This is a genomic window from Ruegeria sp. A5 (assembly GCF_056543005.1).
The window spans coordinates 436,375-448,768 of sequence record NZ_JBQGAV010000002.1; the positions used below are offsets into that span (position 1 = coordinate 436,375).

Annotated in this window: 8 protein-coding genes and 1 pseudogene; 7 read left to right on the forward strand and 2 right to left on the reverse strand. The window is 54.6% G+C overall.

Annotation, left to right across the window (positions count from 1 at the left end; translation table 11 throughout):
- Positions 1–51: 51 nt before the first annotated feature.
- Positions 52–3,636, forward strand: a complete 3,585-nt coding sequence (locus tag ACR0AY_RS07955; RefSeq protein ID WP_170511031.1) for a hydantoinase B/oxoprolinase family protein — start codon at positions 52–54, stop codon at positions 3,634–3,636.
- 483 nt (positions 3,637–4,119) lie between these two features.
- Here ACR0AY_RS07955 and ACR0AY_RS07960 read toward each other — a convergent pair whose 3' ends face one another.
- Together ACR0AY_RS07960 and ACR0AY_RS07965 are read right to left on the reverse strand one after the other, a co-directional pair.
- Positions 4,120–5,031, reverse strand: a complete 912-nt coding sequence (locus ACR0AY_RS07960; protein ID WP_170511028.1) for a glutaminase — start codon at positions 5,029–5,031, stop codon at positions 4,120–4,122.
- A 58-nt stretch (positions 5,032–5,089) separates the two neighbouring features.
- Positions 5,090–6,118, reverse strand: a complete 1,029-nt coding sequence (locus ACR0AY_RS07965) for a LysR family transcriptional regulator (protein WP_170734000.1) — start codon at positions 6,116–6,118, stop codon at positions 5,090–5,092.
- Between the two features lie 304 nt (positions 6,119–6,422).
- On the opposite strand from ACR0AY_RS07965, the gene ACR0AY_RS07970 reads away from it, so the two are divergent.
- The 6 genes and pseudogenes from ACR0AY_RS07970 to ACR0AY_RS07995 form a co-directional block, all read left to right on the forward strand.
- The gene (locus ACR0AY_RS07970) at positions 6,423–8,072 is read left to right on the forward strand and encodes a peptide ABC transporter substrate-binding protein (RefSeq protein WP_480453944.1); all 1,650 of its coding nucleotides are present in this window, start codon (positions 6,423–6,425) and stop codon (positions 8,070–8,072) included.
- A gap of 89 nt (positions 8,073–8,161) precedes the next feature.
- Positions 8,162–9,085: an oligopeptide ABC transporter permease OppB gene (gene oppB / locus ACR0AY_RS07975; protein ID WP_170511019.1), complete on the forward strand. Its 924-nt coding sequence runs from the start codon at positions 8,162–8,164 to the stop codon at positions 9,083–9,085.
- Between the two features lie 12 nt (positions 9,086–9,097).
- Entirely contained in the window at positions 9,098–10,015 is a 918-nt protein-coding gene (locus ACR0AY_RS07980; protein WP_170403821.1) for an ABC transporter permease subunit, read from the forward strand.
- 9 nt (positions 10,016–10,024) lie between these two features.
- Positions 10,025–10,993, forward strand: coding sequence for an oligopeptide/dipeptide ABC transporter ATP-binding protein (locus ACR0AY_RS07985; protein ID WP_170511016.1), 969 nt, complete (start codon positions 10,025–10,027; stop codon positions 10,991–10,993).
- Complete coding sequence (locus ACR0AY_RS07990) at positions 10,990–11,997, forward strand: oligopeptide/dipeptide ABC transporter ATP-binding protein (protein WP_170403814.1); 1,008 nt, start codon at positions 10,990–10,992, stop codon at positions 11,995–11,997. Before ACR0AY_RS07985 ends, ACR0AY_RS07990 begins: the two co-directional genes overlap by 4 nt.
- 6 nt (positions 11,998–12,003) lie before the next feature.
- Positions 12,004–12,153 (forward strand): annotated as a pseudogene (locus ACR0AY_RS07995) (ISNCY family transposase); the annotation flags it as partial.
- Positions 12,154–12,394: the final 241 nt, after the last annotated feature.

A 12,394-nucleotide genomic window follows, 5' to 3' on the forward strand; every position in this document is an offset into this window, starting at 1 on the left:
CCTTCATGAAATTCAATGCCGGTTTGGCCGGCAAGCAGAGGAGTTATGTCCATGTGGCAGTTTTGGGTAGATCGGGGTGGCACGTTCACCGACATCGTTGCACGCAAGCCGGATGGAAGTTTGCAGACACATAAGTTGCTGTCCGAGAATCCTGAACGCTATGCCGACGCCGCTGTACAAGGTGTTCGTGAATTGCTGGGTCTGGAAAGCGATCAGGACATCCCAAAAGGGTCAATTCGTGCGGTAAAGATGGGAACCACGGTCGCGACCAACGCGCTGCTGGAACGGAAAGGCGAACGAACCATTCTGTTCATAACGAAGGGGCTGCGCGATCTTTTGCGGATCGGGTATCAGAACCGTCCGCGCCTGTTCGACCTGAACATCCAGCTGCCCGAGCTTCTGTACGAAGACGTAGTCGAAGTCGAGGAACGTGTCGCGGCAGATGGCGAGGTCGTGACACAGCTGGATATCGACAAAACGAAAACCGCGTTGGAAAAGGCCTATTCGGACGGGTACCGATCCGTCGCTGTCGCGTTGATGCACAGCTTTCAGTATCCCGCTCATGAAAAACTGATTGGTGAGCTGGCGCGTGCCGTTGGGTTTCCACAAATCTCGCTTAGCCACGAGGTGAGCCCGCTGATCAAACTGGTGGGCCGCGGAGACACCGCAGTGGTTGATGCCTATTTGTCACCCATTCTTCGTCGATACGTAGAGCAGGTAGCGACAGCTCTGGGCGCCGATGAAGGCGGGTGCGATCAATTGATGTTCATGCAGTCTAACGGCGGCTTGACCGACGCCGATCTTTTCCAGGGTCGTGATGCCATCTTGTCCGGGCCGGCGGGCGGTGTCGTCGGAATGGTACGCACCGCTGCCGATCACGGCTTTGACAAACTGATTGGTTTCGACATGGGCGGCACGTCTACGGACGTGTGTCACTATGCCGGTGAATATGAACGATTCTTTGAAACCGAGGTTGCCGGCGTCCGGATGCGTGCGCCGATGATGTCGATCCATACGGTCGCCGCAGGTGGCGGATCTATCCTGTCCTTTCGTGATGGCAGGATGCAGGTCGGGCCGGAAAGTGCTGGCGCCAACCCCGGACCTGCTGCCTATAGACGCGGTGGCCCGCTAACCGTCACCGACTGCAATGTTTTGCTTGGCAAACTGCAGCCCAATCATTTTCCGTCGGTTTTCGGCCATGAAGGCAACGAACCGTTGGATAAGGAAATTGTGCGCAGAAAATTTGAAGCGCTGGCGGCTGAAATGGGTACGGATAAGTCGATTGAAGAACTTGCCCAAGGGTTCTTGCGCATCGCTGTTGAGAACATGGCAAATGCGATCAAGAAAATCAGTGTGCAACGCGGTTACGACGTTACCAAATATACCATGAATTGCTTTGGCGGTGCCGGGGGACAGCACGCCTGCCTGGTCGCCGACGCGTTGGGGATGGAACGGATTTTCATCCACCCGTATGCGGGCGTTTTGTCAGCCTTTGGTATGGGTTTGGCGGACATCACAGCGATCCGGGAACATCAGTTCCAGTCCTCTATTCTGGATCCAGAGGCACAGAATATCTGCGATGCTCTGGCGAAGTCCGCCAGGGCCGAGGTTGCGGCGCAGGGCGTGGCAGAGGTAGATATCTCGATCTCAGCAACTGCCCATATCCGTCCCGCGGACGCTCAGCAAAGTCTGTCGGTGCCATTTTCCGACCCGATTTCGATGCGCGACGCATTTGTCGTGTCGCACAAGCAGCGCTTTGGATTCGCGCCGGATACCAGCGATCTGATCATCGAAATGCTGGTGACAGAGGCTATTGGAAAGACGGGTGAGCAGGTCACTTTGCCCGATAGTGACGCAACCAACGCCGCTCGGATTCCGGTGACGCTTTATTGCAGCGGGCACCACCAACAGGTTCCCCTTGTTGATCGGACGCAGCTTGGCATTGGTCAATCGATCAAAGGCCCGGCGATCTTGACCGAACCAACTGGAACAAATGTCGTCGAAGACGGTTGGACTGCCACCTGTCTGAGCGGTGGCAACCTGGTCCTGACGCGTGAAACACCGCTGCAGCGGGTTGAAGCAGTCGGCACAAATGTCGATCCGGTTATGCTGGAAGTGTTTAACAACCTTTTCATGTCTATAGCCGAACAGATGGGGGCAACGCTCGCGAATACGGCGTATTCAGTGAATATCAAAGAACGGTACGACTTTTCCTGCGCGATATTTGACCAAAACGGTGATCTGGTTGCCAACGCACCGCATGTGCCCGTGCACTTGGGCTCGATGTCGGAAAGTGTTCGTACGATCCTACGTCAAAACAAGGGCAAAATCCGTCCAGGTGACGTGTTTATGATGAACAACCCCTATAATGGCGGCACCCACCTTCCCGATGTTACCGTCGTCACCCCAGTTTTTGACGAAGCAGGTGAGAAAATCGTGTTCACCGTCGCCTCGCGCGGCCATCACGCTGACATCGGAGGTAAGACCCCTGGCTCGGCTCCGCCCGACAGTCGCCACATTGAAGAAGAAGGCGTGTTGATCGACAATTTCTTGTTGGTCGATCAGGGTAAATTACGAGACGGTGCGGCGCGCGACCTGTTGGGTTCAGGGCGTTACCCGTGTCGCAATGTCGATCAGAACATGGCGGATCTTGCGGCACAGATTGCAGCGAACGAGACCGGCGCAGCCGAACTGCGCAAAATATCGGCGCAGTTTGGTTTGCCAACAGTCCACGCCTATATGGGGCACGTTCAGCACAACGCTGAGGAAAGCGTGCGACAGGTTCTCGACGTCCTGCGAGATTGCAGTTTTTCCTACCCATTGGACGGAGGGGCAAAAATCGAAGTGGCAATTTCGGTAGACAGGGAATCCCGAACCGCCACTATCGATTTTTCGGGCACATCCGATCAATCGCCCCTCAACTACAATGCACCGCTGGCAATTTGCCGTGCCGTTGTCTTGTACGTGTTCCGAACGTTGGTCGGCAGCGACATTCCGATGAACGAAGGCTGTATGAAACCTTTGAAACTGATTGTTCCGGCTGGCACGATGATCAATCCCAACGCACCCGCGGCAGTCATTTCCGGCAATACAGAAGTCTCGCAAGCCATTGCGGACACCCTTTATGGCGCGCTTGGGGTTATTGCCGGCAGCCAGGGCACGATGAACAACTTTGTCTACGGTAATGCCTCCTATCAAAACTACGAAACCATCTGCGGCGGGACCGGAGCCGGCAAGGGCTTTAACGGTACGAGCGCGGTACACAGCCATATGACAAACACCCGCATGACGGACCCGGAGGTTCTGGAAAGCCGGTTCCCGGTACGGTTGGAGGAGTTTTCGATCCGCTCTGGTTCAGGCGGGAACGGTGAGTTTCAAGGTGGCGACGGTATCCGCAGGCGGTTGCGGTTCTTAGAAGAAACAACCGTGACCATCCTTTCGTCCCACCGGGATACCCATCCACACGGTGCTTCAGGCGGCGCCCCCGGCGCGACGGGACAGAACGCAATTGTCCGTAGCGACGGAGCCGTACAAAAGCTCTGTGGCAACGACCAGTCAGTTCTTCATTCGGGAGACGAGTTTGTAATGGAAACACCCGGCGGCGGTGGGTTCGGTCAACCAAACAAATCGGTTTAAGTTGGGGATATACGACGAAAGAAGGGTTTTCGTAATACAAAGGTGCCTTTGACTTGCTCAGGATATTGTGAAAACGCTTTCTTTTGCTACGGAAAAAACAGCTGAGGCCAGCTTCGCTCTGCGGTGTTGGCCTACTGTTGATCAGCTATCTCTTGTGTCGTGAACGGTCGCATTGGGATCTGTTTAGCAACATCGAACTGGTGGATGGAATGCAGCTGTGGGCCACCCGTCGTAGTGCAACTCGATTAGTTCCAGCTGATGCAGCGCTGCATCCGAGGACTGAAAGGAGTCTGAAGGAGAAGAACTAAGTTTGTGCTACGGGCGTACGAAGAAACTACCTTGCTGATCTTGCACCCTTCTAAGCGCTGCGCGGCAGCGTGAAAACCGGCCATTCGTTCAGGACACAACGAGATTAGAGCGGGCAACTTACGGGTCGCGGACGAAACTGTCCTATCTTGGAGCAACGGTTACTCACTGATTATTTCAGAAGACGGACCATCCGGTTTCTTGAGTCAAATAGGCGGCTGCCCGTGTACCAGCATTTGAATTGCCGTAGAAATTCAATCCCGGTGACCAAATGCCGATGGAAGCAACGTTGGGTGCAATAATGAGAATTCCGCCACCTACGCCACTTTTCCCTGGCAATCCAACGCGAAATGCAAAGTCGCCGGAACCATCGTAGTGACCGCAGGTCATCATCAACGCGTTGACACGTCGCGCGTGATTTAGGGACATCACTCTTGGCGATCCCTTCAAACCGGCAAGAACGCGACCGGCTCGTGCAAGTTGGATGGTTGTCATTTCAATTGCGCATTGATGGAAGTACGTTCCAAGGACCAAATCGGGCGGGTTAAAAAGGTTCTCATAAGACGCCAGATAATGAGCGAGTGCCTTGTTTCTGGCCCCAGTCTCTTGCTCGGATCTGGCCACGGCGCCGTTGATATGAATGTCATCATCCTCGGCCATTGCGCGCACGAGATTCAAGACTTCGGCCAAAGCCAGTTTGGGCTCACGGCCAGACAGGAGGGCGTCTGTGGTAACAATAGCGCCTGCATTCACAAACGGGTTTCTGGGGTGGCCTTTGTCGCTCTCCAAAAGAACGATCGAGTCGAAAGCAGTACCTGAGGGTTCGCGATCGACCCGTGCCCACAATTGGTCGCCGATCCTTCCCAAGGTTGCAATAAGTGCAAAGACTTTAGAGATGCTTTGTATCGTGAACCGTTGATTGGCCAGCCCCGCAGAATACGTCGCCCCGTCTGCCAAGCAGACACTGATAGCAAATTGGGCGGGTTCAATTTCAGCAAGATCCGGAATGTACTGCGCAGGCTGTCCCCAATCCGCTTCGTGATAGATTCGATCTGATATGCTTGTCAGCAGCGCCTGTAAGTCGAGCATCAGCCAATCCTAATTTTAGCAGTGACGTTGTTGTTCAGCACACCGGGGCCGGCCTAGCTTACAGCTTCTCTGCACCTCCTACAAAGATCGGCAGATCGTGACGGGCCGCAAATTCAGATGTGGCATTGCGAAATGCTCGTTTGAGGACGACATACATAGACACATTTGTGTTTTCCATTGGCATCACAAATTCCATCTCAATGGTAACCCGCGGTTCGAACCTGCGTGCAACAACGCCATGCGGTGCAAATAGCGGCAGTGAAAATGGTTCCGCAATGTTGACGTTTCGTTTGTTGGCCAACAGCGCGTACCGCATTACGGATGATTGGCACCAGATTCGCTTGGATATGCTGCCAGACGCTTCGCCAATCAACCGGGTTTCGTCATCATTGGGTAAGAACATCGTTTCGCTTTCAAACCCCACATGACTATGCCCGCTGAGATCTGTATTTTTGATCACCTTCAGATTGGCTAGCTCATGGTCCTGATGCACAGCGAACACATAATCGGCCGTTGCAAAGGCTTCGGTATGGATCCCTTCAAGATGACCAACTTTGTGCGTTACGGCAAAGTCGAGCTTTTTGTCGTAGAAAGCTTCCACAGTTTCTTTGGCATCCTGATCATAAATGTCGACGAAGGCATTTGGGTAGTTCTGATGAAATGACTCTAGAACCGAGGGCAATACCGCGGCGCCGATAGTCGGTAGGCAGGCTAGGCGAACCCGATCTTCGATCCCTGCACGGATTTCAGCAGCAGCGCGTTGTAGCGATTCGGCGCTATCGTAGACACCCTCAGCGATCCTAAAAAAGGCCATACCCTGAACTGTTGGTGTTACGCCCCGGCCCACGCGAGTAAAAAGTTCGAACCCTACATTTCGCGAAAGTTCGGTGACAAGTCGACTTACACCCGATTGTGTTAACCCCATATGTTCAGCGGCGGCCGCCAATGTCCCAGTTCGCACCACGAGCAGAAACGCCTGAAGCTGCCTAAATGTCATCGTCCAACCCTCTTCGAGGAATGATCCAATATAGTGTGGCCAACAGTTCGTTGAGGATCCTTCAGGTAAAAAAACGCGATTCCCGACCAATACCGGCGAAGTTCCGATAGGCGTCAGATTACGGTGCACGCCATCGCTTCGCAAGTTGGAGGCGCTCAAATAAGCGGTGGTCGCAAAGAAACCGCTCGGCGCTCGCCGCCATTTAACATCTTAGGATAAATGCGAAAAATTTGTATTGCTGACGTAAGGTCAAGTACCTTGATGATTCAGCAGGATTCCGAAGGGAAAATGTTTGCTACCACTCAGACCACGATGAACCACAAGGCACAGCAAGGCACAAGATAAGGCCTGGCAAACTAGCGACCAAGTGAAGTCCTGCGCATTCTTTTTGCTGATGCCACTGTACATACTCGGAGCAAACATGATCTCGAACCGCGCACTTGCATTGTCCTCCGTAATCAGCATGGCGCTGCTTGCATCGCCCTCAATCGCGGATGTCCATCCTGTCACCAATGAAGAACTAGCCGACGAGCAGGTGTTTACATACCGCGTCGGTGATGAATTTGCCTCGATTGATCCGCAACTGGCGGAAGATGTCCAAGGCGGTGAATTCATTCGGGACCTTTTCGAAGGGCTGATGAACCAGGACGCAGATGGCAATCTGGTGCCTGGTGTCGCCACACATTTTGAAGCGAACGCTGACAACACCGTCTACACATTTCAATTGCGTGACAACGCCAAATGGTCGGATGGCAAACCTGTGACCGCCCATGATTTTGAGTATTCGTGGAAGCGACTTGCCGATCCGAACACGGCCTCTCCTTATTCCTGGTTCGCTAAAGAAATGGGGCTGAAGAATGTCAAAGCTGTTATGGCCGGAGATATGGATCCGTCCGAGCTTGGTGTGAAAGCCTTGGATGACCACACACTGGAAGTTCAGCTGGAAAACAGCATGGGGCACTTTCCGCTGATGACGACGAGCGAACCGACATTTCCGTCGCCAAAATGGGCGATCGATGCGCATGGGTCCGACTGGACCAAGCCCGGGAACATCGTATCAAACGGTGCTTATGTTCTGACCGAACATGTCCCCCAAGAAAAATCCGTGCGCGAACGCAATCCGCTTTACTGGAACGACCAGAACACGATTTTGGAAAGGGTCGAGGCTCTTGTCATCAGTGACGACAACGGTGCCCTGACGCGCTATCTCGCCGGTGAGTTGGATCGCACAGAGGTGCCTACCGGGCAATACAATGCCCTAAGCAAAAAACACCCAGACGACGCAGTTAGTTTTCCGCGTCTCTGTGCCTACTATTACTTCATCAACATGACGGAAAACACGCATCCCGCACTGCTGGACCCGCGTGTTCGCGAGGCGCTTTACCTGGCCATTGACCGAGAGGTGATCACCAATGCGATCCTGCAGGGTGGCGAATTTCCGGCCTACACCTTCACGCCCGAGGCGACAGCTAACTTCGTCAGCCCAGACAGCTCGGCACGTGGAATGACGCAAGCCGAAAGAGACGCGCGCGCTTCGGCTTTGCTGGCCGAGGCTGGCTACTCTGGCGAAGAGATTGAGCTGGATCTTCTTTACAATACCAGCGAGGCGCACAAGAAGATTGCGATCATTGCGTCCCAGATGTGGAAACAGAAGCTGGGTGTCGATACCGTCCTACAAAACATGGAATGGAAAACCTTCCTCGAAGCGCGTTCGAACCAGCAGTTCGACATAGGCCGCGCCGGATGGTGCGGGCCATATAACCTGGCATCGTCCTTCCTGGACCTGATGAGCAGCACACACGCATATAACGATGCGGGCTATGCCAATGCCGAGGTTGACGCACTGCTGGAAAAAGCCAAGACCAGCCCCGATCCGTCTGCAAGTTTTACGCGTATCGAGGAAATCCTGGCCACCGACTTCCCGATCATTCCGATCTATCACTACGCAGGCGTTTACATGATGAACGACGATCTTAGGAACTGGCCCGTTGGGAATGTCGAGCAGAAATGGTACTCGCGCGAGCTCTATTTCGCGGCTGACTGACTGGGCAGCGCCGGACCGCACACCACGTCTCTGGTCCGGCACCTCATCCCGAATTCGCCCCAAACATTCCCTTTCCGCGGGAGGTCCCAATGACCGAATTCATATTCAGACGTCTGCTATCCGCGATTCCTACGCTACTTGTTCTGATCATCTTCTCCTTTCTGCTGATGCATTCCGCACCCGGCGGCCCGTTTTCTTCTGACCGACCCCTGCCGCCCGAAGTGCTGGCCAACATCGAGGCCAAGTACCATCTCGACGATCCTCTTCCGCTCCAGATCTGGAACTACGTTGTGGGTGTCGTCACCCAGTTCGATTTCGGTCCGTCCTTTCAATATAAGGATAGGACGGTAAACGAGATCATCGCTCAGGGTTTTCCGGTGACGTTGACTTATGGGTCGATCGCATTTGTGGTTGCCGTTGTGTTTGGGTGCGCCTTGGGCATCACGGCAGCGCTGAACCAGAACTCGTGGCTGGACTATTTTGCCGTGGGTGTTTCTATCGGCGCTCAGGTGCTGCCGAACTTTGTCATGGCGCCGATCCTCGTGCTGATCTTTACGCTATGGCTCGGATGGCTGCCCGGCGGTGGGTGGAACGGTGGGCAATGGCCCTACCTGGTCATGCCGGTGATCGCATTGTCGACCAGCTTCATGGCGTCGATTGCCCGGATCATGCGGTCGTCGCTGTTGGAAGTGATGCACAGCAACTTTATACGAACCGCGCGCGCCAAAGGCCTGTCGGCGCGTGCAATCCTTTTCCGGCACGCCTTGAAGCCGGCGATGCTGCCGGTGATTTCCTACCTCGGGCCGACCTTCGTGATCATGATCACCGGATCTGTTGTGATCGACCTCTATTTCACCACCGGCGGTATCGGGCAGGCCTTTGTAAACTCGGCGCTGAACCGGGACTATTCGGTGATGATGGGGATCACGATCCTGATCGGCTGCCTAACCATCCTTTTTAATCTGGTCGTGGACATCCTCTACGCCTGGATTGACCCCAAGATCAAACTATGAGGAGGCCGCACCATGTCTGACACCGCCATTGCAGCTCCTGACGGCCACGTGGAAACACCGACAAAAGGGCGATCCCTCTGGCAGGACGCGCGCCGCCGGTTCTTGCAAAACCGGGCCGCTGTGATCAGCCTATTCGTGCTGAGTTTTATATGCCTTGTTGCCGTTCTTGGCCCGTTTTTTACCGCATGGAACAACGAAGAGGTGGACTGGAGCGTCTTGGGCGACATTGCTACGTTGGGCGCGCCGTCGCTAGGAAACGGCCACTATTTCGGCGTCGATGAACTTGGCCGAGACCTCTTTGCGCGTGTCGTTCAAGGTACGCAGGTTTCACTCATGGTCGGGATCGTCGGTTCGTTGATCGCCGTCACCTTCGGGACCCTCTATGGCGCGACAGCTGGATATGTAGGCGGGCGCACCGACAACATCATGATGCGGCTAGTCGATATCCTGATGTCGATCCCTTACATGTTCGTGCTTATCCTGCTGCTGGTCGTCTTTGGCCGCTCGATGTGGCTGCTGTTCGTGGGTGTCGGATTGATTTCCTGGTTGGAAATGTCACGGATCGTACGCGGCCAGACATTGACCCTGAAATCCAAAGAATATGTCGAGGCGGCACTGGCTATCGGGGTCAAGCACCATGTGATTGTCATCCGGCATATCATCCCGAACTTGCTGGGTGTGATCGTGATCTACGCCACCCTGCTGGTGCCTCAGATGATCCTGACCGAGAGCTTTATCTCGTTCCTTGGCCTCGGAGTTCAGGAGCCCAACACAAGCTGGGGAGCGTTGATCTCGGAAGGTGCCTCGACCCTGCAATACGGCACCTACTGGCAGCTCTTCTTCCCGCTCGCTTTCTTTATTGTGACGCTCTTTTGCTTCTTCTTCATCGGTGACGGCCTGCGCGACGCGCTGGACCCCAAAGACAGGTAGGGACCATTCATGAGCTTGCTAGAAGTCAAAAACCTCTCTGTAGAATTCGACACGCCCGACGGGCCGGTACGTGCCGTGCAGGACGTCAGCTTTTCGCTCGGAGAGCAGAAGACTCTGGCCATCGTCGGAGAAAGCGGATCAGGGAAGAGCCAGACGGCGTTTTCAATCATGGGGCTGCTCGCCGGCAACGGGCGGGTGACCGGATCGGTCAAATTCGACGGAACCGAGATTCTTAATGCGTCGGAAAAAGTGATGAATACCTACCGCGCTGCGCAGATAGCGATGATCTTTCAAGATCCGATGACATCTTTGAACCCTTTCGTCCGAGTGTCAAAGCAGATGGCTGAGGTGCTGATGCTTCACAAAGGGTTAAGTAAAACGGACGCCATCAAGGATAGCACCAAGATGCTGGACGCCGTTAAAATCCCCGACCCGGCACGACGTGTTCACATGTACCCGCACGAGTTTTCCGGTGGCATGCGACAGAGGGTGATGATTGCGATGTCCTTGCTATGCCACCCCAGGTTGGTCATCGCCGACGAGCCGACAACTGCGCTGGACGTAACTGTGCAAGCGCAAATTATGGATTTGTTAAGTGACCTGCAAAGCGATTTTGGTATGAGCATCGTGTTGATTACCCACGACCTTGGAGTCGTAAAGGGATCGTGCGAGAACACGCTGGTGCTCTATGGCGGGCGTGTAATGGAAAGCGGCCCGACGGATCAGCTCTTTGAGGCGCCCACCCATCCCTATACCCGTGGATTGTTGCATGCGGTGCCAAGGTTGGAGTCAAATGACGCCAAGCTGGCTACCATCCCCGGGAATCCGCCCAACATGCAGCAACCACCTAAGGGCTGCGCATTTTCTCCGCGCTGCGGGTATGCCAACGACCGCTGCATCGCCGAGAAGCCCAAGCTGGAACAATTCAGAGCGGGTCGCAGCCGCACTTGTCATCTGTCCTTGGAGGAGCTCGTATGACCAGTACCGAAACATTACTCAAGGTCGATGGCGTCAAGGTCTATTTCAAGTACGGCGGAACCGGCCTCGCGAAGAGAACGGAACAAAAGTACATCAAGGCTGTTGACGGGATCAGCTTCGACATTAGACGCGGCGAAACGCTGGGGATCGTCGGCGAAAGCGGTTGCGGTAAATCCACGCTGGCTCGCGCTGTCATACGGATGGTTCCTGCGCATTCCGGGCGTGTGTTGTGGATGGGTCAAGACCTGCTTGAATTGGATGGAAACGCCATGCGCGACCAGCGCAAGGACCTTCAAATGATCTTTCAGGATCCGCTAGCCTCGCTGAATCCGCGCATGACTTTGGGGCAGATCATCGCGGAACCGTTGAAAACACATTTCCCCAAGATGCCCCGATCCGAGATCCGCTCGAAGGTGGCTGCCATGATGGCGCGAGTTGGCCTGTTGACCAGCATGGTCAACCGCTATCCGCACGAGTTTTCCGGTGGCCAGTGTCAGCGGATCGGGATTGCGAGAGCACTGATACTAGAACCCAAGCTGATCATTTGTGACGAGCCGGTTTCTGCGCTGGACGTGTCGATCCAGGCGCAGGTAATAAATCTGCTGATGGACCTACAGAAAGAGATGAACCTCTCCCTGATGTTCATCGCCCATGACCTGAGCGTTGTAAAACACATCTCCACACGCGTGATGGTTCTGTATTTGGGTAATGTGGTGGAATTGGCCGAAAGCGAAGCCATATATCGGAACCCGTCACACCCATATACCCGCGCTTTGATTGCAGCCGTGCCGGATCTGGACAAGCCCGCCCCGGCAGACCGGGCGTCATTGATGGTCGACGGAGAGTTGCCCTCTCCGCTGGCGCCTCCGTCCGGGTGCCCATTTCGTACGAGATGTCCCATGGCCCAGGATATTTGCAGTACTGACAAGCCGAAACTAAAAACATCGTTCGACGGCCACAGTGTTGCGTGTCATTTTCATCGGGTTGACCAACACGACAACTGAAATTTGCTGTTGCGTAAACAGCGACGGACATTCCACTTACAGCGCTTGCGCCGGGAGGGTTATTGCGAGTTGAACCAGATTGACGGCTCCGATCACCGAAGGCTCGAGGATCGAAGCGACACCTGCACGCTGCTCGTATTCATTTACGATGCGACCAACTTTCCAATTCTGAACTTCATCACCTCAGCCAACAACAAATTTGCCAACGATGTATAGGTTCAACCTTAGCTCGATTTTGCGCTCGCAGCGAACGGCCGGTTTGACGAGCCGCACCGCAGCGACCGAGACGTTGGGTGAACGGCTGCTGTGGGCCGTTCCTGCTGAAGGAATGCGCCCTGTCCTGCAAACAAGCTGCGTTCGATCTAACGATTGCGAAGAGCCCAATGCGACTCTTTTC